The 23,111-nt window shown below is 68.0% G+C and carries 24 protein-coding genes and 1 pseudogene; 8 read left to right on the top strand and 17 right to left on the bottom strand.

The window, feature by feature from the left end:
- Position 1: 1 nt before the first annotated feature.
- The gene (locus LEL84_RS18460; protein WP_226514353.1) at positions 2-1,258 is read right to left on the bottom strand and encodes a L,D-transpeptidase; all 1,257 of its coding nucleotides are present in this window, start codon (positions 1,256-1,258) and stop codon (positions 2-4) included.
- Positions 1,259-1,321: 63 nt separating this feature from the next.
- A complete protein-coding gene (locus LEL84_RS18455; protein WP_137810487.1) occupies positions 1,322-1,924 on the bottom strand; it encodes a helix-turn-helix domain-containing protein in 603 nt (200 codons plus the stop codon).
- A 47-nt stretch (positions 1,925-1,971) separates the two neighbouring features.
- Here LEL84_RS18455 and LEL84_RS18450 point away from each other — a divergent pair, with 47 nt between their 5' ends.
- Both LEL84_RS18450 and LEL84_RS18445 read left to right on the top strand, forming a co-directional pair.
- Positions 1,972-2,865, top strand: coding sequence for a class I SAM-dependent methyltransferase (locus tag LEL84_RS18450; RefSeq protein ID WP_226512410.1), 894 nt, complete (start codon positions 1,972-1,974; stop codon positions 2,863-2,865).
- Positions 2,862-3,839, top strand: coding sequence for an NAD(P)/FAD-dependent oxidoreductase (locus LEL84_RS18445; protein WP_226512409.1), 978 nt, complete (start codon positions 2,862-2,864; stop codon positions 3,837-3,839). The genes LEL84_RS18450 and LEL84_RS18445 overlap by 4 nt, the downstream gene beginning before the upstream one ends.
- A gap of 33 nt (positions 3,840-3,872) precedes the next feature.
- On the opposite strand, the gene deoC is transcribed toward LEL84_RS18445, so the two are convergent.
- Positions 3,873-4,550 carry a deoxyribose-phosphate aldolase gene (deoC, locus tag LEL84_RS18440; RefSeq protein ID WP_226512408.1) on the bottom strand — a complete coding sequence of 226 codons (678 nt, stop codon included), beginning with the start codon at positions 4,548-4,550 and terminating at the stop codon, positions 3,873-3,875.
- Between the two features lie 27 nt (positions 4,551-4,577).
- On the opposite strand from deoC, the gene purU reads away from it, so the two are divergent.
- Positions 4,578-5,474, top strand: a complete 897-nt coding sequence (purU, locus tag LEL84_RS18435) for a formyltetrahydrofolate deformylase (RefSeq protein WP_226512407.1) — start codon at positions 4,578-4,580, stop codon at positions 5,472-5,474.
- A 516-nt stretch (positions 5,475-5,990) separates the two neighbouring features.
- Here the strand turns inward: purU and LEL84_RS24765 are convergent.
- Positions 5,991-6,119, bottom strand: coding sequence for a hypothetical protein (locus LEL84_RS24765; protein ID WP_264186680.1), 129 nt, complete (start codon positions 6,117-6,119; stop codon positions 5,991-5,993).
- Between the two features lie 221 nt (positions 6,120-6,340).
- Here LEL84_RS24765 and LEL84_RS18430 point away from each other — a divergent pair, with 221 nt between their 5' ends.
- The gene (locus LEL84_RS18430; RefSeq protein ID WP_226512406.1) at positions 6,341-6,964 is read left to right on the top strand and encodes a hypothetical protein; all 624 of its coding nucleotides are present in this window, start codon (positions 6,341-6,343) and stop codon (positions 6,962-6,964) included.
- A 7-nt stretch (positions 6,965-6,971) separates the two neighbouring features.
- Here the strand turns inward: LEL84_RS18430 and LEL84_RS18425 are convergent, their stop codons facing one another.
- The 5 genes from LEL84_RS18425 to LEL84_RS18405 form a co-directional block, all read right to left on the bottom strand.
- Positions 6,972-8,147, bottom strand: coding sequence for a hypothetical protein (locus tag LEL84_RS18425; RefSeq protein WP_226512405.1), 1,176 nt, complete (start codon positions 8,145-8,147; stop codon positions 6,972-6,974).
- Complete coding sequence (locus LEL84_RS18420; RefSeq protein ID WP_226512404.1) at positions 8,144-9,019, bottom strand: carbon-nitrogen hydrolase family protein; 876 nt, start codon at positions 9,017-9,019, stop codon at positions 8,144-8,146. Before LEL84_RS18420 ends, LEL84_RS18425 begins: the two co-directional genes overlap by 4 nt.
- Positions 9,020-9,029: 10 nt before the next feature.
- Positions 9,030-9,728, bottom strand: coding sequence for a class I SAM-dependent methyltransferase (locus LEL84_RS18415; RefSeq protein ID WP_226512403.1), 699 nt, complete (start codon positions 9,726-9,728; stop codon positions 9,030-9,032).
- 110 nt (positions 9,729-9,838) lie between these two features.
- Positions 9,839-10,351, bottom strand: coding sequence for a DUF2505 domain-containing protein (locus LEL84_RS18410; RefSeq protein ID WP_058251265.1), 513 nt, complete (start codon positions 10,349-10,351; stop codon positions 9,839-9,841).
- A 10-nt stretch (positions 10,352-10,361) separates the two neighbouring features.
- Complete coding sequence (locus LEL84_RS18405; RefSeq protein ID WP_137810494.1) at positions 10,362-10,868, bottom strand: DUF2505 domain-containing protein; 507 nt, start codon at positions 10,866-10,868, stop codon at positions 10,362-10,364.
- A gap of 38 nt (positions 10,869-10,906) precedes the next feature.
- Here LEL84_RS18405 and LEL84_RS18400 point away from each other — a divergent pair, with 38 nt between their 5' ends.
- A complete protein-coding gene (locus tag LEL84_RS18400; protein ID WP_137810495.1) occupies positions 10,907-12,001 on the top strand; it encodes a UDP-N-acetylmuramate dehydrogenase in 1,095 nt (364 codons plus the stop codon).
- A gap of 13 nt (positions 12,002-12,014) precedes the next feature.
- Here the strand turns inward: LEL84_RS18400 and LEL84_RS18395 are convergent, their stop codons facing one another.
- The 6 genes from LEL84_RS18395 to LEL84_RS18370 form a co-directional block, all read right to left on the bottom strand.
- Positions 12,015-13,130, bottom strand: a complete 1,116-nt coding sequence (locus LEL84_RS18395) for an alpha/beta fold hydrolase (protein WP_137810496.1) — start codon at positions 13,128-13,130, stop codon at positions 12,015-12,017.
- Positions 13,131-13,188: 58 nt separating this feature from the next.
- Entirely contained in the window at positions 13,189-14,007 is an 819-nt protein-coding gene (locus tag LEL84_RS18390; protein WP_226512402.1) for a MerR family transcriptional regulator, read from the bottom strand.
- 6 nt (positions 14,008-14,013) lie between these two features.
- Positions 14,014-14,337, bottom strand: a complete 324-nt coding sequence (locus tag LEL84_RS18385; RefSeq protein WP_058251270.1) for a DUF2516 family protein — start codon at positions 14,335-14,337, stop codon at positions 14,014-14,016.
- Between the two features lie 68 nt (positions 14,338-14,405).
- Complete coding sequence (locus LEL84_RS18380; protein WP_226512401.1) at positions 14,406-15,608, bottom strand: heparin-binding hemagglutinin; 1,203 nt, start codon at positions 15,606-15,608, stop codon at positions 14,406-14,408.
- Positions 15,609-15,611: 3 nt separating this feature from the next.
- Positions 15,612-16,133 carry a helix-turn-helix domain-containing protein gene (locus tag LEL84_RS18375; RefSeq protein ID WP_226512400.1) on the bottom strand — a complete coding sequence of 174 codons (522 nt, stop codon included), beginning with the start codon at positions 16,131-16,133 and terminating at the stop codon, positions 15,612-15,614.
- Between the two features lie 135 nt (positions 16,134-16,268).
- Positions 16,269-17,609, bottom strand: coding sequence for a DUF445 domain-containing protein (locus LEL84_RS18370; RefSeq protein WP_226512399.1), 1,341 nt, complete (start codon positions 17,607-17,609; stop codon positions 16,269-16,271).
- 41 nt (positions 17,610-17,650) lie between these two features.
- Here LEL84_RS18370 and LEL84_RS18365 point away from each other — a divergent pair, with 41 nt between their 5' ends.
- From LEL84_RS18365 to LEL84_RS18355, 3 genes are read left to right on the top strand one after another with little or no spacing between them, the layout of a single operon-like run.
- Entirely contained in the window at positions 17,651-18,478 is an 828-nt protein-coding gene (locus LEL84_RS18365; RefSeq protein ID WP_175401099.1) for a TetR/AcrR family transcriptional regulator, read from the top strand.
- On the top strand, positions 18,478-19,302 hold the full coding sequence (locus LEL84_RS18360) for an SDR family NAD(P)-dependent oxidoreductase (protein ID WP_226512398.1): 825 nt from the start codon (positions 18,478-18,480) through the stop codon (positions 19,300-19,302). The genes LEL84_RS18365 and LEL84_RS18360 overlap by 1 nt, the downstream gene beginning before the upstream one ends.
- Positions 19,299-20,150 carry a polyphosphate kinase 2 family protein gene (locus LEL84_RS18355; protein WP_165630621.1) on the top strand — a complete coding sequence of 284 codons (852 nt, stop codon included), beginning with the start codon at positions 19,299-19,301 and terminating at the stop codon, positions 20,148-20,150. The genes LEL84_RS18360 and LEL84_RS18355 overlap by 4 nt, the downstream gene beginning before the upstream one ends.
- A 124-nt stretch (positions 20,151-20,274) precedes the next feature.
- Here LEL84_RS18355 and LEL84_RS18350 read toward each other — a convergent pair.
- Both LEL84_RS18350 and LEL84_RS18345 read right to left on the bottom strand, forming a co-directional pair.
- Positions 20,275-21,493 (bottom strand): annotated as a pseudogene (locus tag LEL84_RS18350) (IS110 family transposase).
- Between the two features lie 365 nt (positions 21,494-21,858).
- Positions 21,859-23,052, bottom strand: coding sequence for a benzoate/H(+) symporter BenE family transporter (locus LEL84_RS18345; protein ID WP_226514352.1), 1,194 nt, complete (start codon positions 23,050-23,052; stop codon positions 21,859-21,861).
- Positions 23,053-23,111 lie beyond the last annotated feature (59 nt).

Genomic DNA, 23,111 nt, shown 5'->3' with positions numbered 1-23,111 from the left:
GCTAGCGCGGGGCCGGGGCGTTCGAGGTGGGCGCCCCGCTGGGCGTCGCCGGGATCGAGGTCTCGCGGACCTCGCCCTTGATGGCCGACATGCCCTGCCAGGTCTCCCAGTCGTAGATCCAGTCGTAGATGTCGCCGTCGGCCTCCGACAACGCGATCCGCGTCCCGGTCACCTCCACCGGGTCGCCGTAGACCGCGACACGGAAGTAGCGTTCGGCGTCGGCCTCCGACAGGTTGATGCATCCGTTGGTGACGTTGGCCGATCCCTGCACGTTCACGGTCGCCGGGTTCGCGTGGATGAACTCGCCGTTGTTGGAGATCCGCACGGCCCAGCGTTCGCGGATGTTGAAGTAACCCGCGGCCGGGTTGCTCATGAAGAACTCTTCGTACTTCTCGGTGACCACGTGGATGCCCGAGCGCGTGACGTTCCGGTCGAGGTCGCCGCCGCCGTAGCTGCACGGCAGCGCCATGAGTTCGACACCGTCGCGGAGCACCACGATCCGGTGCGAGGACTCCTCGGCCTTCACCACCTGGGCCCGCCCGATGGTGAAGTCGCTGGTCACGTCGGCCGCTCCATAGGCACCGCCACCGTGGTCGAGGCCGTACAGCTTGGCTGCCATGCTGACCTTCGTCCCGGGTGCGTAGTACTCGCGGGGTCGCCAGTGCACGCGGGAGCCGTTGTCCTCGCCCAGCCACGCCCACGACCCCTCGGTGGGTGGTGTGGTGGTGACGGTCAGCGCCCGCTCCACGGCCTCCTTGTCCTCGACCGTCCCGTTGAACTTCAGGATGATCGGCGCCGCGATGCCGACCTCCTGACCGTCGCCGATGTTGACGACGACGTTCACCTGACTCGACGGCTGCAGCGTGGTGAACGTCCCGGCGACCGGCACGACCTTGCGATCGAGACCCACCGCCGTTCCGCTCCAGGTGTATTCGGTGCCGTAACCGAGGGGCTCGCTGATCGTGTAGGTCGTCCGGTCCTCCGACAACTGACCCTTCACCACGACGCCGCGCGGGTTGGTCAGCTTCACGTCGGGGTTCAGGGAACCGTCGGTCGCCTTGACCGAGAACTCGGCGGTCGGGGTGGCCGGCTCGGCATCGAGGGCTGGGGTGAACGTCAGGGTGACCGGCGGGTCGGCCGGTGTGTCGTTTCCGGGGCCGAGGCCGGAGCCGGAGCAGGCCGCCACCGCGACCCCGAGCGCTCCGACCCCGGCCGCGGCGAGCACGGAGCGTCGGTTCACCGAGGTCTGGGGAGTCATCACCGCAACAACAGTACCGATGCGCCGCCTCGCATCGGTGGTGTGCGGCCGCGGGGCAGGTGGTCAGGCGTCCGGGGCGTCGTCGTCGCGCGCCGCGGGTCCGGTTCGCACGGACGGCAGGTGCGCGCGCTCGCCGGCGTGGTCCATCATCGACAGCACCTCCGCCGGGCCCTGATAAGCGCAGATGGCGTGCGGGATCATCGTCGAGAACTCCGCGGCGTCACCCTCGGGCACGAGGATCGTGCGGTCGCCCAGCCACAGCCTCACGGTTCCCGACAGCACCGTGAACCATTCGTAGCCCGGATGGACGCGCAGGTCACCGACGGGTTGCTCGCGGTCGAACCGCATCTTCGCCACGGTGACACCCTGTGGGGCGTTCTCCCGCGAGAGCAGCCACATCGTCATGCCCTCCACCTCGTGTGGCTGGGGCCGGATCACGACATCGGTGTCGTCCGCCGGTTCGACCAGCTGATCCAGGGTCGTGCCCAGCGCGCGGGCGATCGGCACGAGCTGGTCGAGCGCCACCCGCCGATGCCCGGTCTCGATCCGACTCAGTGTGGACGGCGACAGATAGCACCGGGCGGCGAGCGCGTCGAGCGTCCAGCCCCTGGCGATGCGGAGGCCGCGGATGCGCTGGCGGACCACCGCGTCGAGTTCTTGCGTCATTGGCAAGATGCTATGCCATCCAGGCATGGCGGCGCTACCGTGAGGTCATGACCAGCACGCACCATCCCCATCCGACCGGCGGACATCACGAGCACGCGAACCACACCGACCACCACAACCACGCCCGGCTCGCCGCGGTCCTCGACCTCGACGCCGAGCTCATGGCCGACTACCTCGAGGACGCCTCCCGTCTCGTCGCGGAGACCCTGGGGCGCGTACCCGCGCGCATCGCCGATCTCGGGGCGGGGACCGGCACCGGCACCGAGGCGCTCGCCCGCCGCTTCCCACAGGCCTCGATCCTGGCGGTCGACGGGTCGTCCGACATGGTCGCGCTCGTCGAACGACGGGCACGGGAGGGCGGTTTCGACGATCGGGTGACCGCCGTCGTCGCCGATCTCGACGACGGACTGCCGCCGCTCGGAACGCCCGACGTCGTGTGGGCGGCGATGTCGCTGCATCACATTGCCGATCCGCAGCGCCTGTTGCGGGAGGCCGCGACCTCGCTCGGACCGGACGGCATCGTCGTGATCACCGAAATGGCGGGCGTCCCGCGTTTCGTCCCTGCTCACGAGGACGCCGAACTGCTCGGGCTGCAGGACCGCTGTCAGACCGCGGCCGCCGGGGCCGGATGGGAGGCGCTCGTGGACTGGACCGACGCGTTTGACGACGTCGACTACGAGGTAATCCGCGCCGAGACCGTTCACGTCCGGCGCAGCGACCCGAGCCAGTCGGTCGCGCGGTACGCCCGGCACTGGTTCGCCCAGTTCCGGCATCGCTTGGCCGACGCCCTCGATCCCGCCGACCTCGCCCTGCTCGACGACCTGACCGAGGCAGACGCGCGGAATCGTCTCGATGACCTGACCCTCGCCGCCGGACGATTCCTCTGGGTCGCCCGGCCGCGCACCTCCTCCATTCCCACCTCCGAGAGCGAGCAACGATGACCAACTCCTCATCCGCCCAGAAAGACTCCCTTACAACCGAATACGACGTCGCCATCGTCGGCGGCGGAGCTGCCGGACTCAGCGCCGCGACCGTCCTCGCGCGATCCCTGCGCAAGGTCGTGGTCATCGACGCGGGGCAACCGCGCAACGCACCGGCGGCCGGCGCCCACAATGTGCTGGGGCAGGACGGGATCGCACCCCTGGAGCTACTCGCCCGCGGTCGGGCGGAGGCGACGGGATACGGCGCCGAGATCCGTTCCGGCACAGTCGTCGACGCGGCCGGCACCGTCGACGACTTCACCCTGCGGCTGTCCTCCGGCGAGGTCGTCGCGGCCCGTCGCCTCATCCTGGCTACCGGCCTGGTCGACGAACTCCCCGACCTCCCCGGCGTCGCGGAGTTGTGGGGACACGATGTGCTGCACTGCCCGTACTGCCACGGCTACGAGGTCCGCGGAACACGCATCGTGCAGATCGCGACGAGCCCGATGTCGGCGCACCAGGCACTGATGTTCCGCCAGCTCAGCGACCGGGTGACCGTGGTCGCGCACGATCCCGATGCCCTGTCGGACGACGATCGGTCACACTTCGCCGCGGTCGGCATCGACATCGTCGACGCCCGCGTCGAGCGCGTCCGGACGCGCGCGGAGAACGGTTCTGCCCACCTCGACGGCGTGCTCCTGACCGACGGCACCGTGGTCGAGGCCGACGCGGTGGTCGTCTCGCCGCGATTCGTCGTCCGCGGCGACCTCTACGAGCGACTCGGCGGCACCCTCGACGACGGCCCGATGGGCGGGTTGGTCGGGACCGGCCCGATGGGCGAGACCGCGTTGCCGGGCGTATGGGCGGTGGGCAACACCACCACCGTGCACGCGATGGTGACCGTCGCCATGGGCGAGGGCGTGTCCGCCGGTGCCGCGGTCAACGCCAGCCTGGTCATGGCCGACCTCGACGCCAAGGTCTCCGCCCTGGCGTGACCGACGCCGGGCCGCAGGTCCGCGGCCGGCCGCCTAGTCGGGGAATCCGTCGAGCACGGCGGCCGACGCGGACAGCCCGAGCCGGGTCGCCCCCGCGGCGATGAGCTCGGCGGCCGCCTCGGCGGTCCGGATGCCACCGCTCGCCTTGACTCCCACCCGGTCGCTCACCGCGGCACGCATCAGTCGCACCGCCTCGACGCTCGCGCCGCCCGCGGGGTGGAACCCGGTCGACGTCTTCACCATCGACGCACCGGCCCGCTCGACGCGGCGGCACACCTCGGTGACGGTGTCAGGCCGGGCGAACTGCAGCAGCGCGGCCGATTCGATGATCACCTTCAGGAGGGTGTCGTCGCCGACGGCCTCCCGGACGGTCAGGACGTCGGCGAACACCTCGTCGAACCGGCCGTCGACGGCCGCACCCACATCGATCACCATGTCGATCTCGTCCGCCCCGGAGTCGACGGCCAGACGCGCCTCGGCCGCCTTGACCAGCGAGTGGTGTTTCCCCGACGGGAACCCGGCCACGACACAGGTCCGCAGTTCCCCGGTGTCGGTCGGCAACATCGACGGCGAGAGGCAGACGGCGAGCACCCCGAGCCGCGCGGCCTCGGCGACCGTGGCCTCCGCGTCGGCCCGGGTCGCCTCGGGTTTGAGCAAGGTGTGGTCGATGATGGCGGCGACGTCGCCGCGTCGCAGGTCCTTGTTCGTCACACCGACGAGCTTGGCACACTGACTGTCGTGGCCCCCGCACAGACGATCCCGACAGACCAGACCGAGCGCCGCTACGTGCTGACGCTCGGCTGCCCCGACCGCACCGGCATCGTGGCGCGGATCTCGACCTTCCTCACCGATGTCGGGGGCTGGATCACCGAGGCGGCCTATCACTCCGACGAGGAGACCGGGTGGTTCTTCACCCGCCAGGCCATCCACGCGGATTCGGTGTCGTCGACCGCGGACGAACTGCGCGCACGCTTCGCGTCGGAGGTGGCCGCCGAACTCGGACCCGAAACGGATTGGCGCCTCACCGATTCGCGGGAGACGAAGTCCGTGGTCCTCCTGGTGAGCAAGGAGACCCACTGCCTCATCGACCTGCTCGGACGTGCACATCGTGGAGAACTGCCGGCGGCCATCCGGGCGGTCGTCGGCAACCACCGCGAACTGGAAGACCTGGCCACTCGGTTCGGCATCCCGTTCCACCATGTGCCGTTCGCGAGCGAGCGCAAGGCCGAGGCCTTCGGCGAGCTGGGGCGGATCGTCGAGGGTTATGACCCCGACGCCGTGGTGCTCGCGCGCTTCATGCAGATCCTGCCGCCTCAGCTGTGCGATGCGTGGGCCGGGCGGGCCATCAACATCCACCACAGCTTCCTGCCCAGCTTCGTCGGTGCGCGGCCCTACCACCAGGCCTTCGCGCGCGGGGTCAAGCTGATCGGAGCCACCTGCCACTACGTCACCGCCGACCTGGACGCCGGACCCATCATCGAACAAGACGTGGTCCGCGTGGACCACAGCGACTCGGTCGCCGACATGGTCCGCCAGGGTCGCGACATCGAGACGCTGGTGCTCAGCCGAGGCCTGCGGTGGCATCTCGAGGACCGGGTGCTCGTCCACGGACGTAAGACCGTCGTCTTCAATTGAGGGCCCCACACAGCGAACCGCCCCGCGACTTCCGTCGCGGGGCGGTTGCAAAGTCTGGGCACTCAGCCGGCGGGGGTCTCTTCCTCGCCACCGAGCGAACCGGTGACCAGGTTGCCGATGATCTCCTCGATAGCGCCGGAGATGCCACCCTCGATTGCGTCAGACATATCTGCTCCCTTCGTCATCGGTGAGATTGTTCGTCGATCACCGTCCGCTCTCACCCGTGCGTCGGCTCGACGCCGACGTTACATATTCATTTCGGGAATGTCTCCCCTATCAGCGAAACCCGCCTTCGCATATCGCAACAATCGGACCCACGAAAACAGCGTCATCCCAGCTGAAAGCGCAACATTGCCCGAATTGAAATCATGGGAAATCGAATGTGAACACCCTTGAAATGCATCGAAAATGCAAGGTGCGGGTGCCTGCGTCGAATCTTGACTCGGCCCAGAAACAGTTCAGCAGTTGATGCCGTCGGGGCCATCAACTGCTGAACCGGTGGTGAGTCGGGTCGATTCAGGTCTCCGAATCGCTGCCACCGAGCGAACCGCCGCCGATCGAACCCGCGTCACCGAGCCCGCCGATGATCGCCTCGACGGCACCTCCGATCGCACCCGCGAGACCGCCCTCGACTATGCCTGCCATATCCGCCTCCTCTGATGATGGTGAGATGCCTGAGTGCCGGTCGCGCGTCTCACCTGGTCACACGACTCGGGGGCGACGTTACAGACCGATCACGGAATCGTCCTGCGATATGAATAATTCTTGGTTTGGGTTCTCAAATGCCGTTCTAAACACCACATGAATCTCGCGCGGAATTCACCCGACCGGGAACATTCGCGGGGATTTCATGGTGGCATGGATCAATGGTCAGCATTCACGCGACCGGGACCGGATCACGGTCGTTGACGGCCGCCGACCGCCCGCTCGCACTCGACCTTCTCGCGGCGGGAATGCAGGAGGTCCCGGTCTATCGATGGCTCCTGGGCGAGAACTCCCCGCCCGAAGTGTTCCGGTGGTATGGCGACGTCCTCTTCACCGATCTGCTGCCGGGCCTGCGGGGTCTGTTCGCCACCACCGGGGAATTGACCGGACTGATCGCGGTGGCGGGCCCCGATCATCGGACCCAACCGGTCGACGACGAACTAGCGAACCGTACACGCCATTTCGTGACCGCCCTGGATGGTTTGATTCCACGATTCCGCGAACTCCAGGAGAAATCGCGTGCGCTCACGATTGATACTGCGCACAGCATCGTGTTCGCGCTCGTCCACCCGGCCCATCGAAGGAACGGCACTCTCGCGGCAATGCTCGAACCCGTCCTGCAAGAGGCCCTCGGCGCGGGGTCGCCGGTCACCGCCAGCACGGCCGACGCCCACATGGTCGACGTGTACGCACGGAAGTGGGGCGGCCGGGTCTACGGAGAGTTCACGCTGACCGACGGTCCGACGGTCTGTTTCCTGACCGTCGATCCGCCGCCGGCGGTCTGAGTCCCGGTCAGACCGAGCAACCGCCCGACTGGCTCTGCGACGAGGTGCCGGTCATCTCACTGGTCAGCTGCACGTCCGAACCGCTGATGGCGAACTCGAGTCCGCTGTCGGTCACCTCGAGCGAGTCGACCTGCACCTCGTCGAAGAACGGGCCGAGCGACGACGTCGTGATCTGGTCGACGATCTGCTGCGCGAAGTCCGGCGGGATGCCGAAGACCAGGGCGCTGGCCTTCACGACCTCGAAGTCGACCCGGCCGTCGTTCAGCACCGGTTTGATGGTCGCCGACACCGGCACCTGGAGGACCATGACCGGGAAGGCGGCCTGCACCTCGAAGGTGCCGTCGGCCGCATTGCCGGTGATCTGCTCGACCGCGCCGACGCCACCGGTCGGGGTGCCGGTGCTCTGACCGGATGCCCCGGCCTGCTCCTTGCTGAGTTCGACGATCCGCTCGTAGGGGATGAAACCCGTGCCGTCGAGACTCTGGATGTCGGTGGAGTTCTCGGTGCCCGAGATGCCGTCGGCACGCATGTGCAGACGGACGCCCCCGGCGCTGTCATCGGTGTCGACCTGTACGAACGGGATGTCGCCGCTGCCCTGCAGGAGGATCGGCTTACGGCTGAGCGACACCTCGGTCGGCACGCCGGTCAGTCCGCTGAAGGATTCCTCGAGGCAGTTGGTGACCTTGTTGCGCAGGTACAGCTCGCTGCCGACCGCGGCGATGACCGCGAGGAGCAGCACACCGACGACGCTGAAGGCGACGATCTTGCGGGTGCTCCGCTTCTTGCGCGGGGAGGTGAGGACCGGTCCGCTGCCGGTGCCGTCGGGAGATCCCGGCGGAATCGGTCCCGAGGCGGTCGTCCCGGGCCCGTACGGGTCCTCGCCGGGCGCGAACTGCGAGGTGGGGGGCTTGGCACCGCCGATGGCACCGGTGTCGGCATCGGACGGCGGGATGGCCGAGTAGGCCTGCGCTCCCGGGACGATCGGTTCGGTCGCGAACTGCTCGGTGGCGGGCGGCTCGCCCTGTTCGGTGCCGGACACGGGACGCCATTCGCCGCCCTGGCCTGTCGACGTCGGCTCGCCGGTCGTACCGGGCTGGGAGGGGTCCCCGGCGTGCGGATCGATCTTCGCGGTCTCGTCGGCGTTGTCCCCGGAATCGGGGCGGGGCGTGGTGCTGTCGCTCATGGGTTCCGTCCTGGGTCGTCTGACTCGCGGAGCCGCGTGTGGGCCGGCGTCACGTCGTTGTCCGTCTCGCCGCCGACCGGCAGTGGGCGCTCGTTGGCGAGGACTGCCAGTTGCGTACGGGCTTGGTCGACCAGTGCTAGGTCGAGGTCGTGCACGTCCACCCGGATGCTATCCGGATACGCGGCGACCAACGTACCGAACGGGTCTGTGATTTGGCTGTGTCCGATTCCGGTCGGCGCGCTCGACGACGCGGCCGCGTCGTCGGTGGGAAACGCCTGGTCGACGGCCACGACGAAGGTCGTCGAGTCCAGCGCTCGGGCCGAGGCGAGCACCTCCCACTGACGGAGTTTGCCCGGTCCGGAGCCCCACGACGTGGGTACCACGATCACCTGGGCGCCCCTCCGTGCGAGGTGGGTGAACAAGGCGGGGAATCGGATGTCGTAGCAGGTGGCCACGCCGACGGTGACGTCGCCGACCGCGAAGGTCAGCGGCTCCGCTCCGGCGGCCACATTCTTCGACTCGGTGAATCCGAAGGCGTCGTAGAGATGGATCTTGTGGTACCCGCGGCGTGTCCCGTCCGGGTGTGCGACGACGACGGTGTTGCGGACCCGGCCGTCGCCGGCGGGCGTGAACATACCGGCCACCACCGTGACCTCCGACGCCACGGCGACTTCGGACACCCCGCGCGCCCACGGACCGTCGAGATCCTCGGCGACCGGCTTCAGCGGCACCCCGAACCGGCACATCGTGGCCTCCGGGAAGACGACGAGCTCGGCGCCGCGCGACGCCGCGTCCGCGGTGGCCGCACGCACCGTCTCGAGGTTGGCGGTGGGGTCGTCGGTCGAACTGATCTGGGCCATCGCGACACGCATGACGGCCACATTATCCAGCCGGTGCGACGGTCTCCCAGGGAACCGTGAGCACGTTGTCGGACAGGCGGCGCCGCGGCACCTCGCAGTCGACCCCACGGTCGCGCAGCAGACCGACCGCATGCACCCACCGGGCGCGCGGGCCGTACGGCGCCAGCGGCGCGGCGATGTCCCAGCACTGATCGGCCAGGGCCAGCAGCGTATGGATCCGCTCGCCCGGCACGTTGCGATGGATCAGCGCCTTGGGCAGTCGCTCGGCCAGGTCCGACGGACGGTCCGAATGCTCCGGCGCCCAGCTGAGGGTCAAGCTCACCGGCCCGTCGGCGTCGAGCAGGACCCAGCTGCACCGTCGGCCGATCTCATCGCACGTGCCCTCGACGATGACCCCGCCCGGCGCAAGCGCGGAGCGCATTCGTGCCCATGCGTCGTCGACCTCGTTCTCGTCATACTGGCGCAGGACGTTGAACGCACGCACCACGCGCGGCCGCAGGCCGCCCAGCTCGAAGCCGCCGAGCCCGAACCGCACGCCGGCGCGGGGCTCGACCACGCGGGCGGGGTCGATCTCGAGACCGACCATCTCCAGATCCGGGGCGACCGCGCGGAGCCGTTCGGCCATCTCGACGGTCGTGTCCGGACGCGCACCGTAGCCGAGGTCGACGACCAGCGGCCGGGGCACGTCCAGGGCGGCACGCACCCGCGGGGAGTGGACCATCCACCGGTCCACCCGCCGGAGCCGGTTGATGTTCGTCGTGCCCCGGGTGACCCGGCCCTGCGGTCTGTGCTCGATGCGCTCGGACCTGACGGACGGGCGGCCGGCTCGGATCACAAGTTCTTGTCGACCCAGTCCTTGGCGTACTCGGCCTCGGCGCGGAACAGGTCGACGAGGTTGATCAGGATCATCTGCTCGAGCTTGCCGTTGACGAACGGGACGAAGACCTTCGCCTCACTGGTCCGGCGGATCGTGCAGCCACCGTTCTCGGTGGGGAACAGCTCCTGCCAGCCGTTGAGGCTGCCCGGTCCCGCCGGGATCGAGGCGTTGTAGGTGCCCTTGGTGTTGTCCGGGTCGAACGGGCCCAGGGTCTCCTCGCGGGTGATGACCATGTCCTTTTTCATCACCGTCTGCGCGAGCGCGGGCAGCTGGTCGCGCCCGATCGTCTGCTTGAGGACCACCCGGATACCCGTCTCGTCGGAGACGAAGGAATCGACCTCGCAATGCGGGGAGATCATCTGGAAGCCCGCCATCATGTCGTCCCAGTACTGCTTGATGCTCTGGGCCTGGTAGAGCTTCTCCGCGGACTGCGTGTACCGAGCGGAGTAGCTGAGCCGTCGTGCCATGCAGACCAGGCTACGTCAGCGGATTCTCGGTCTCCCACTCGACGGTGTGTCCGCGCTCGGCGTCGAGCAGCGCCGACAGCTCGCTGACCACCGACTTCTCGATCTTCCCGCCGAACAGCGGGAGATTCACCGACACCTCGGCGCGGTTGTCGGTGGTCGCCGGGTCACCCGACGTCACGGTGGTGCCGGTGACGTCGACCGGCACCGGCGCCCCCTCGACCGTGGCATGTGTCTCCCCCTCGATCCGGTCGCCGACCAGGCGGTACGTGTTCTTGCGCGGGATTCGGAGGTCGCCGGGCATGACCTTGGTGACCGCGGAGGGCAGCTTGTCGGCGGGAATGCCCTGCTGGATCTCGACGGTGACCGTGTCCTCGCTGATGGTCACCTTCTCGACATGCCCGTGCCCGGAGTTCATGCGCTCGACGAGGTCGTGCCAGTACTTCTCGGTGGTGTAGATCGCCCACAGACGCGCGGTGGAGAAGGGATAGGACACCGTGTGCTGCAGCTTGCTCGCCATGGAGAGAACGCTACCGCCCGCCGGTTAACGTTGAGGACGTGACCGACACGCAGGCGCCGCTGAGCGCGCCCCTCGCCGAGCTGACCACCCTTCGCCTGGGTGGGCCCGCGCGCGAGATCATCCGCTGCGAAGACACCCGCACCATCGTGGAGACCATCCTCGACCTCGATGCACGGTCCGAGCCGGTCCTCGTCGTCGGCGGCGGTTCCAACCTCGTCATCGGCGACGCCGGGTTCGACGGGACGGCGGTCGTACTCGCCAGCGGCCGCGTCGAGTTCGGTTCTGGCCGTGAGTCGGGACGGCCGCACGTGGTCGCCGACGCCGGCGTGGGCTGGGACGAGCTGGTCGCCGCGACGGTCGACGCCGGTTTCGGCGGGCTCGAGTGCCTCTCCGGGATCCCCGGCGCGGCCGGGGCGACCCCGGTGCAGAACGTCGGGGCCTACGGCGTCGAGGTGGCCGACATCCTCCGATCGGTTCAGGTCCTCGATCGACGCTCCGGCAACCTGCGGTGGGTCTCCCCCACCGAGCTCGGTCTCGGCTACCGGACCAGCAATCTCAAGCACCGGCACGACTTCGTGGTCGTTGCGGTCTCGTTCTGGCTCAACGACGATCGCGTGAGCCAGCCGATCCGCTACCGCGAACTCGCGACCCGCGTGGGGGTCGAACCGGACGATCGGGTCGACGCCGCCACGGCGCGTGCAGCCGTGCTCGACCTGCGCGCGGGCAAGGGCATGGTGCTCGACACGACGGACTTCGACACCTGGAGCGCCGGCTCGTTCTTCACCAACCCGATCGTGCCGGGCGATGACGCCCCGGCGGTGCTCGACCGGATCGCGGCGCGCGTCGGCGACGATGTCGCGATCCCCACCTATCGCGCAGGCACCGATGACACCGACGCGGCGATCAAACTGTCGGCCGGGTGGCTGATCGAACGGGCAGGCTTCCACCGTGGGCACCCGGGCCCGGACGCGGCGGTCCGACTCTCGACGAAGCACACTCTGGCGCTGACCAATCGGGGCGCCGCGACCACCGCCCAGCTCCTCGATCTGGCTCGCGAGGTCCGCGACGGCGTCGTCGAGGCGTTCGGGGTGACATTGCGGCCCGAGCCGGTTCTGGTCAACTGCAGTCTGTGACGGGAAGGACCGGTCAGACCGACTGGGTGTCCTTCAGATCCGCTGTCTCCCGGGAACTCTCGGCGACGACCTCGTCGAGCAGGGCGTTGAAGCGCTCGGCGGCCTCGATGCTCGACATGTGTCCGACACCCTCGTAGACCACCAGGTCGCGCAGGGAGCCGTTGCGCCGCAACACCTCCGCTATCTGCTCGGCGTGTACCTGCGGGGTGAGCCGGTCCTCGGTGCCGACGACCACGGTGGTCGGCACCGTCAACGCCTCGAGTCCGGCGGTCACGTCGAGCTTCCCCATTGCCGAACCCCATCCGGCCCGAGCGCGCGGCGGGCACGAGCCGATCATCTCGTCGACGAGCTCGACGTGCGCCCGGCGGGCGTGCGGCCCCAGCGCGATGTAGTGCGAGAAGCGGACGCCGTAGGACGTCTTCGGGATCGGAACCGGGACCGAGGTGATCATCTTCGCGGCGGCCGGCGCGAACGGTTTGGCGTACACCGGCAGATCGACCGGGATCAGCAGGTGGTTGTCCATGACCGCCTTGGCGGCGGTCGAGACCAGCACCACCGACGACACCAGCGATCCGACCTTCTCGGGATACTGGGCCGCCCACGACATGATGGTCATGCCACCCATGCTGTGTCCCACCAGGATCGCGCGGCGCCCGGGCGGCACTGCCGCCTCGAGCACCGCGTCGAGGTCCTCACCGAGCATGGCGACGGTCGGTCGGCGGTGGCCGCGCTCACTGCCACCGTGGCCGCGCTGGTCGTAGGTGACGACCCGGCGGGAGCCACCCTCGGAGGCGGCCAGGTGGTTGATCTGCGGGTACCAGTAGGCGGTGTTGCAGGTCCAGCCGTGGACCATCACGATGACGTCGCCGGTGTCGTCGGCGCCGGGGCCGTCGGGGTCACCGTAGACCTCGACATTGAGACGGGCCCCGTCCGCGGTCGGGACCTCGAGACGTTGCGGGGCGTTGTCCGGGCGGGTGAGGAGATCGTCCGGGCCGTCGTCGACGGCGAATTCGGCCTGCAGTGCCTCGCGCGCGAGTCGCGCGAAGACGGTTCCGATCCCCAGCGCGACCACGCCCGCCCCGATCGCGGTGGCAACGCTGCCCGCACTGGCCACTGACTTCGTGTTCATCCGGCACTCCTCACCTGTCGAGGACCTCACTGGTCCTCTGCAAGGCACCGAATCCGGCTCAGCGCCCCGTCTCGGGGTTCAATGTACCAACGTCCGTTGTCTCACAGTCCGCCTGTGCCGGCTCTGACTCCTCGTCGGCGGGCAGGACCGGCGGGGGCACCTCGGCGTCGAAGTAGGTCGCCGCCTCCCCGATCGCCTTGGAGATCTGCTCGTCGAGCGCCTTGCGGAACGTCGTCTCGACGATCTCGTGGGCGATGGGCCGAACCGTCTGGATGAGGTCGGCCATCTCGCTGACGCCGGCCTCGCCCAGGTCGGGGAGGTTCTCGTCGAAGTACTTGTCGGTGATGATCGAGACGAAGCTGGTGGCGACATCTTCGAGGTCTTCCTGAACGCGGACCCACCGGTCGAGCAGGACATCGATGTCGACCCCACTCTTGACCAGGATTTCGGCCCCCTCGAGCAATTCCGGGTTGCGAATCGCGTAGTGCGCGCCGTCCTTCGCCAGCAGTCCGAGCTTCTGGCTGAGCGCGATCGACCGGTCGCTGGCGTTCAGCGTCTTGCGCAACTCGGTGATGGTGATCGTCGCCGCGCGCTTGAAGTTGCGGAACCGGCCGCCCTTCGGTGTGCCGCGCAGGATCTGCTCCACCCGCATGCCGTGATGCGCCGCGTGCAGCAGCTCACTGATGGTGGCGAAGGTGTAACCGCGCTCGAGCATGCGCGAGATCAGGTTCAGCCGGACGAGGTGCTGGTCGGAATACCAACCGGCGCGTCCGCGAATGGTGGGCGGCGGCAACAGTCCGCGGTCCTGATAGACCCGGATGTTGCGAACGCTGACCCCGGACGCCTCCGCCAGGTCGTTGATCCGATACTCCGCCACGATGCGTCAGGCCCTTTTGCTGAACCAGGACTTGCCCTGGATGTCGTCGACCCGTTTGCGTACGTCGACGAGGTAGACGAGCATCGCGACCACTCCGATGATGCCCAGGAAGTTCACCGCACCGAAGAACCAGATGAACAGGGTCGCGGCGGCGAGGATCGAGACCCAGATGACCTTGCTCTGCCGATCCACCGCCGGGAAGGCGTCGGGCCGCTGGATGGCGGCGTGGATGAGCGCGACGGTCGAGGCGATGCCCGCGACCACCGTGAGGGTCAGCATGATCAGACTCTGGCCGTAGGCCATTACGCTGAAGAAGTCCACGTCGAACACTGTAGTCGCGCGAGTGCCGTTTGCTGCGACACCCTACGACGCGGTGCGGTCACCCGGCCCGTCGACGATCATTCGGCGCCGGGAGACGCCTTTTTCGCCGGGGCCTTTTTGGCAGCAGCCTTCTTGGCCGGGGTCTGCTTCGCGGCGGCCTTTTTCGCCGGGGTCTTCTTGGCCGCGGTCTGTGTGGTCGCAGCCTTCTTCGCCGGAGTCTTCTTTGCCGGGGTCTTCTTCGCCGGGGCCTTCTTGGCGGCGGCCTTCGCGGCAGCCCGCTCGGCCGGACCCTTGACGGCGGCGGCCTTCTTGGCGGGCGCCTTGGCCGGCGCCGCCGTCTTCGTCGCCGCCTCCTTTGCCGCCGCCTTCTTCGCCGGAGCGCTCTTGGCCGGGGTTTTCTTGGCCGGCGAACTCTTGGCCGGGACCTTGGTCGCCGGAGTCTTCGTCGCCGGGGCCTTCTTCGCCACTTCTTTCGCCGGCGATGCCTTCTTCGCCGCTTCCTTGGCCGGCGCCGTCGTGACCGCGGCTTTCTCGGCGGGTGCCGGCTTCTTCGCCGGTGCCGCCTTCGTCGCGGCCTTCGCCGGCGGAACGATGTCGCCTTCCGACTTCACCGGCGGCTCGGTGCGTGGCTTCTCGTCGCGGGGCGCATCGTCGGCCCGGTTCGCCAGCTTCAGCGCACGTTCGCCGACCGCCCGCGTCTGCTCGGAGATCGTCCCCAGCGCGTCTTCGGTGAGACCGACGGCGTCGTTGTACACCTTCTCGAGCTTCGGCAGGTTCTCGCCGACGAGCGGTTGTGACTTGAGCTTCTCCACCGCCTCGTCGCGTCGTTCCGCCAGCGCGGTCAGCAGTCCCGCGGCCACCGCGAGGTACGCCTCGGCCACCTTGCGCAGTTCCTCCGGGGAGAACCGCGCCTTCAGATCCTCGATCTCGGCGGGCAATTCGACCGGCAGCGCCGACAGTTTGGTCCTCGCGTCCTCGAAGATGGCCAGTGCCGTGGCGAGCGCCTCGTCGATCCGGGCCTGGGCGTCGTCCCGCGAACCGGTGATCCGCGCCTCGAGCTTGGACTGTGTCGAACCGACCGTCTCGACCAGCTTCGACTGGGTGTTCTCGACGGTCTCGGCGATCTTGGATTGCGCGTCGGCGACCTTCGCCTGGGTCGACCCGACGGTCTCGACGAGCTTTGTCTGGGCTTGCTCGCTCGCGGCCTCGCCGCGCTCACGCACGTCTGCGAGCAAGGCAGCCACCTGCCCCACGGCTGTGGTCAACGGGTTCTCGCTCATCAACTACTCCTTGCCGGTCGACTCGATCGTGTTCTCTTTCCGGAACGACTCGTAGATCTCCAGCAACATCTGCTTCTGGCGTTCGTTGATGGAGTCATCTGCGATGAGAGCATCACGGACCGGGCTCGCGGGCCGTTCTTCGAGTATCCCCGCCCGCACGTACAGGACCTCGGCCGACACGCGGAGACCCTTGGCGATCTGGGCGAGCACTTCCGCCGACGGTTTCCGCAGGCCGCGTTCGATCTGGCTCAGGTAGGGGTTGCTCACGCCCGCCCGCTCGGCGAGCTGGCGCAGCGAGACCTTGCCCGCGACCCGCTGGGACCGGATGAACGCACCGATGTCCTGGGCCGCGTTGGCGACGGCCTCGACCGCCTCCACCGCGATGGGGGTCGTCGAATCAGGGTCGTCGCCGGCCACCTCGACGCCGGAAACGCGGTCAGCAGTGGAGCTTTCACCCGCTGCGGCGGAGTCGGCGACCGAGGTTTCGTCCGCGTCGGGAGACGCTTCACCGTTCTCGGACTGCATCAACGCTCCGTTCTCATGGTGGGGCCCGACGTTCGGCGATGTGTCCGACTCTCGGCCCGTTCTCCCAGTATCAACACCAGCGCTAGCCCGTGCAAGCACACAGCAAACTCCCGATTCGACGCCGCAAACGATGCGTCAGGAGAAGATCAGCACCGAGGTGGAGTAGATGACGAGCCCAGCGAGTGCGCCGACGACGGTGCCGTTGATCCGGATGAACTGCAGGTCGCGGCCGACCTGTAGTTCGATCTTGCGACTCGTGTCATCGGCATCCCAACCACGCACGGTCTCGGTGATGACCGAGATGATCTCCTGTGAGTAGTTCGCGGCGACGTGGTGCGCGACCCGCGCCACCCAACCGTTCATCTTCTCCTGCAGCGGCCGGTCGTCGCGGACACGTTCCGCCAGTTGGATGATGGCGTCCGACAACGTGTTCCGCAGCGTGCTGTTCGGGTCGGACAGCATCTCTTCGATGACGGCCTTACCGGTCTGCCACGCCGTCGAGGCCGCGCCGGTCACCTCGTCGCGTCCCACCAGTTCGAGCTTGAGAGCTTCGAACTTGGCGATCATCTCGGGGTCGTGTTGCAGATCGTCGGCGAACTTCTCCACGAATTCGTGCATGGCACGCCGTAATTCGTGATCGGGATCCACTCGCACCTTGTAGGTGAAGTCGACGAGCTCGCGGTAGATCCGGTCCCCCACCAGACTGTTGACGAACTTCGGCGTCCACTGGGGTCCGTCCCGGTCCACGACCCGATCGATCAGATCCTGGCTGCCGACCGCCCATTCATGAGCCCGGTCACACAGCAGCTGGAACACCGGCTCCAGACGATCCTCGGCGATCAGCTGTTCGAGGATGCGGCCGGTGGGCGGCGCCCACTGGGGTTCGGCCGCCCACTTCAACGCGGCCTGGATGAGTTGTTCGACATCCTCGTCGCGCAGCATCTCCGCGGCGAGCTTGATCGCTCGGGCGGCTTCGCCACTCACCCGCGGCGCGTTGCGCGGGTCGGCCACCCACGTCGACAACCGTCGGGGCAGATCCAGCTGCTCGGCTCGGTACACCACCACATCGGGCGTCATGAAGTTCTCTTCGATGAAGCCGCCGAGTTGCTCGCCGATGTCGTCCTTCTTCTTGCGGATCAGGGCCGTGTGCGGGATCGGGATGCCCAGCGGGTGGCGGAACAGGGCGGTCACCGCGAACCAGTCGGCCAGCGCGCCGACCATCCCGGCTTCGGAGGCCGCGCGGACGTAGCCGACCCAGGCCGCGACGTCGGCGCCGTCGCGATGCTCGAGGTAGCGGGTGAACAGATACACGATCGCGGCGAAGACCAGGAAGCCGGTGGCCACCGCTTTCATCTTGCGAAGGTCCCTGCGTCTGCCCTCGTCGCCGGCGCTGTTCCCGCCGAATCCGGGCGCGGACGCCGTGGCCGGCGGACCGTCGTGCTGACCGGCGACTCCTGGGATGACTGTCGATGCCATGGAACCAGTGTCACCCATCGAGCGACTACGCTGGCTGCGTGATGGCCAACCGCCCGAATCCCGCCGCGGCCGCGCGCGCCGCAGTGGCGGCCGCGGCCAACGTGACGCGCGGGCTGGAACAGGTCCTGACGACGGTCACCGAGTCGGTCGCCGAGACCGGCGCCAAACCCGACGGTCGCAAACAGCGGTGGGAGAAGCACAAGCTCGCCCGACGCACCGAACTCACCGACGGTGTCATCGCCGCGGTCCGTGAACTGGGCGCCGACGTCGGAATGGACGAGATCGCCGCCCACATCGGCGTCTCCAAGACCGTCCTGTACCGCTACTTCGCCGACAAGAGTGACCTCGGCGTCGCGACGACGGTCCGGTTCTTCGAGACGACGATCTACCCGCGACTGACCGAGGCGATCGCCGACGATCTCGACGAGTACACGCTCACCCACACCATCATCGGGGTGTACGTGCACGCCGTCGACGACGAACCGCAGCTGTACCGGTTCGCCCTGGCCAGTTCGCCCACCTCCTCTCCGGCGCCCGCCGATTCGGTGCGACTGGTCACCCAGTTGGTGATGGGCAACATCCAGCTGCGGATGGCCGAACGCGGCGCGGACACCACCGGCGCCGAGCTCTGGTCGCACGCGCTCGTGGGCGGTATCCAGCACGTCGTGGACTGGTGGATGACCAAACGCACCCTCAGCGCCGACGAAGTCGTGGATTATCTGACCATGATGGTCTGGAGCGCGGTCGTGGGTGTCTGGCAGGTCAACGGGTCCCGGGAGAAGTTCCTGGCAGCGCCGCCTGCGCTCTTCGATCCCCCACCCGCCGACCCCCTGCCCGCCGATCCCGCCTCCGGGACCCCCGGCGCCTGATGACGCGCGTCGCTCTCGTCACCGGCGGCAGTCGCGGCGTCGGGTACGGCATCGCTCGTGCGCTCATCGACGACGGGTGGACGACGTATGTCACGTCGCGACAGGGGACCGGCCCCGACGGCGCCCGCGCGCTGCCCTGCGATCACACCGACGACGCCGCGGTGGCCGCGGTGTTCGACGAGATCGCCACCGGCGCAGGCGGTCTGGATCTTCTCGTCAACAACGCGTGGGCCGCGCCGAAGGGTTTCGGCAGGTTCTCCGACCCGTTCTGGAAGCGACCGGTCGACGACTGGGACACCCTGATCGGCGTCGGACTGCGAGCGCATTACGTGGCCTCGGTGCACGCGGCCCGGCTCATGACCGACGCCGGCCGCGGGCTCATCGCCAACATCTCGTCGTTCGGCTCGCGCGGCCATCTGCACTCGGTCCTGTACGGGATGAGCAAGACCGCCCTGGACAAGATGGCCGCGGACATTGCGGTGGAACTGCGGGGCACCGGCGTCAGCTCGATCTCGTTGTGGCTCGGCCTGATCCGCACCGAGCTGTTGCTGTCGCTGGGCGTCGACGAATTCGCCGGTTTCTCGCTCGCCCGCGCGGAGGACCCCGAGTTCGTCGGCCGGGTCATCTCCCGGCTGGCGGCCGATCCCGGGCTGTCCGACCTCAGCGGCCGCACGCTCGTCACCGCCGAACTCGGTTCCGCCTATGGGATCGTGAACAACGATGGCACGCCGCCGGATTCACATCGCACGGCGTTCGGTGGCGGGCCGCTGTTCCCACCCCCGGCCGAGCCGGCGCCCGCATCCGACCCCGAGAGGACCCCATGACCGCTGGTTGGACCACTCCCGCCGCCGATGCCCTGCGCGTCGGGGCCATCGGGCCGATCGCGTCGTTCGACCCGGAGACGACGCCGGGCTTCGACGGCGACAAGGCCTCCGGCACGGAGTTGCTCGCGCAGCGCGGCGAGGTTCTCGCCGATCTCCAGGAGTTGTTGTACGCCAACGGCCGGGCCGGTGACCACCGCTCGGTTCTGCTCGTGCTGCAGGGCATGGACACCGCCGGCAAGGGCGGCATCGTGCGCCACGTGGGCGGGATGATGGACCCTCAGGGTCTGTCGATCAAAGGGTTCGGCAAACCCACGAAAGAAGAGTTGCAGCACGACTTCCTGTGGCGCATCCACCGCGCCCTGCCGCCGGCGGGCCGGATCGGGATCTTCGACCGGTCGCACTACGAGGACGTCCTGCCCGTCCGGGTGCACGACCTCGTCCCGCAGTCGGTGTGGGAGAAACGCTACGACCTGATCAACCAGTTCGAGTCCGAACTCGTCGCCGGCGGGACCACCGTAGTGAAGTGCTGCCTCGTGGTGTCGAAGGACGAACAGAAGAGCCGCCTCGCCGCGCGCCTCGAAAGACCGGACAAGTACTGGAAGTACAACCCGGGCGATGTCGACGAACGCGGTCACTGGGATGACTACCTCGAGGCATATCAGGCCATCTTCGACCTGACCGACCGCGACTCCGCGCCGTGGTTCGTCATCCCGTCGAATCGCAAGTGGTTCGCGCGCCTCGCGGTGTGCGAACTGCTCATCGACGCGCTCACTCGCCTCGACCTCGACTGGCCCGCCGCCGATTTCGACGTCGAGGCCGAGAAGAGACGACTCGCCGCCGCGGACTGAATTCCGCTCCCCAATCCGAAAGAGCCGCACACCAAATGGTCCCTGATCCGAAAGAGCCACACACTTATTGGTCCCTGAGGTGCGAGCGAAGCGAGCCACGAAGACATCCCAGGGGTGCAAGGTGTCAAGCGGCGAGGTTGGCGCGGTGGTTCCAGGCGGTGTGTTCGTTGTAGAGGGTGCGGTGTTTGAGGCAGCCGTGGAGGATGCCGATGAGCCGGTTGGCGAGCGCACGCAAGGCTTGGGGGTGGGACTTCTTCTGATCTCGCAGGCTGTCGTAGTAGACGCGGGCGCCGGGACTGCCGGTCAGCGCGCTTTGCGCCATCGCCATGGCGGCGGCGTTGAGGCGGGTGTTGCGGATATGGCGGGCCAGCACGACGTGCCCTTTGCCTGAGGCGATGGTCCGTGGTGAGGTGCCGGCATAGTTTCTGCGAGACTTGGCGGTGGCATAGCGTTCGGGGTCGTCCCCGAACTCGCCAAGCATCCGGGCGCCGGTGATGTCACCGACTCCGGGCATGGACAGGTAGATCTCGGCGTCGGCGATGCGCTCTAAAAGACTGGGCCATACTGGTTTCCAGTTGATCAATTTGGGTGTTGAGCGTCGTCAGCATGTTCACCGTCACGGTCACGGTCGCCGCATACGCTGCGGTAAGTGCCTCCGGTGCGCTCAGATGACCGCCCCCACGCAGGGCCTGCTGGATCTCGCGGGCACGGGTATCGGTATTGCGTTGGCGGCCACCCTTTTTCAGAGCTGATCGGATCGCCGCGACCGTCAGTGCCGCTCCCTGTCGTGGGGTGGGAGCGCGACGCAACACCGCCAGGCAGTCTTTGTGGGCGAGGTCGCCGCCGAAGGCATCGACCGCGGCCGGATAGTAGGCGCCCAGTTGAGCGCGCAACACGTTCTGTTGTGCTGAGCGCGCCCACACCAGATTCTGATGCGTACGGGCCATCACCGTGATCGCCTTGACCTCGACGGTGTCGGCGGCGACCAATCGATGATTGTGCCGGTCGGTCCGCACCAGATCAGCCAGCGTTTTCGCGTCAGCCTTATCGGATTTGGTGCCCCCGACATGGTGGCGGTCGCGGTACCGCGACACCGACAACGGGTTGATCGCATACACCTGATAGCCCGCGGCGACCAGGGCGGCGACCCACATGCCGTGATCGGTTTCGATCCCCACCACCACCTCAGAGGGGTCGTGGGCGAACCGGGCGAGCAGGTCATGCATCGCCGTCACGCCGGCCGCGTTCTCGGGTAGTCGGCGGGTGGCCAGGGTGGTGCCGTGTTCATCCATCACGCACACGTCGTGATGATCCGACGCCCAGTCGTTGCCCACACAGATCATGTCGGTCGTTCACCTCGTCTTCGGTCGTCTCGATCGATCGTCGGTGTGAACCTTGGGGTGATCACCCTTGACGCGGCCTAATGGATCAGTGCTCACCCCACATGGTTCAGGGGGCACGACATCCCAGAAGCGTTCTAGCGGGTGATCCTTACCCGGCCAGGCCACGGTCTTCGTGTAGAAATCCGACACCGTTTCAGGGTCTCGGAGTGGTCACCGGCCGGGAAGGCTCACACAAACCAGCATCCCCTGCAGGACGCCGATCCACCCCCATTAGGGTCTTCGCAACTCGCCTCGCCAGGCCCTTCGTGGCTCGTCGCTTGCGCTCCTCGCACCTCAGGGACCAGGGGTTATGCGGTTATTTCGGATCAGGGAGCTAGAATCGGGCGCCGACTGAGCACCCCGTGCGCCGCCAGCCCGACGACAAGCGCCCAGAACGCGCCACCGATCCCCCCGAAGGTGACGCCCGCGGCCGCGGTCACGAACGCCAGTGCCGCGGGAATGCGGAACTCCGGCTTCTCGAACGCCCCCATGATCGCGGCCACGAACGTGGCCAGGAGCGCAAGTCCCGCAACGGCTTCGAGCAGTCCGTCCGGCGCGATCGCCGTGACGACGACCAGCGCACCCGACAGCACCGCTAGTACGAGGCTCGTCGACCCCGTCGCCACACCGGCGATCCATCGCCGTGATCGGTCGGCGCCCGCCTCCGGACCCGCGGCCAGTGCCGCGGACAGCGCCGCGAGGTTGATGGCGTGCCCGCCGAACGGCGCTCCGAGTACGGTTCCCACGCCGGTCACGAACATCGCCGGACGCCAGGGCGTCTCATAGCCGAAGGACTTGAGCACGGCCACCCCGGGAACGTTCTGCGAGGCCATGGTGACGATGTAGAGCGGGACCGCCAGTCCAACGATCGCCGTCGCGTCGAAAGTCGGTGTCGTCCAGACCAACTGCGGCCACCACGTCTCACCCGCCCAGCCGTCGTATCCCTCGACGGCGAGGTTGACCCCGATCACGACCAGCGCGGTGACCAGCGCCAGTGGCAGCGCCCACCGAGGCAGCCACCGCATCGCGAGGAGCCACACGACGAGGATCGGAAGTGTCGACCACGGTTGTGCGGCCAGCGACGTCATCGGCGCGAGGCAGAGGGTGAGCAGCACGCCGGCCAGCATGGCCTGGGCGATCGGCGTCGGAATCCGGCCGATGAGTTCGCCGAGTGCGGGGACCAGTCCGGTCGCGAGGATCAGCAACCCCACCACCAGGAACGCCCCGACCGCCGCCGTCCACCCGGCGTCGTAGGACGCACCCGCCGACACGAGGAGTGCCGCGCCCGGGGTCGACCACGCCAGCGTCACCGGTCGGCGGGTGCGCAGCGACAGCACAATCGATCCGAGTCCGAACAGAATCGTCAGCACGAGCAGACCCGACGCCGCTTGTGCCGGACTGGCGCCCACGGCCCGCAAGCCGGTGACCACCACGACGAACGACGAGGTGAAACCAACAAGCGAGGTGACGACTCCGGCGATGATCGGCTCACTGCGAGCCGGCGGCGCGGGACTGGTCAGGTCGCGAGCATAGCGGTATCGTTCCGTAAACAGAACAGTGGTTGTCGGCAGCGACGGGA

It is taken from the genome of Gordonia sp. WA4-43 (genome assembly GCF_020520305.1).
GTDB lineage: Bacteria > Actinomycetota > Actinomycetes > Mycobacteriales > Mycobacteriaceae > Gordonia > Gordonia hongkongensis.
The sequence above is the reverse complement of the archived record's forward strand: the minus strand, read 5'-3'. Positions and strand labels throughout refer to the sequence as shown.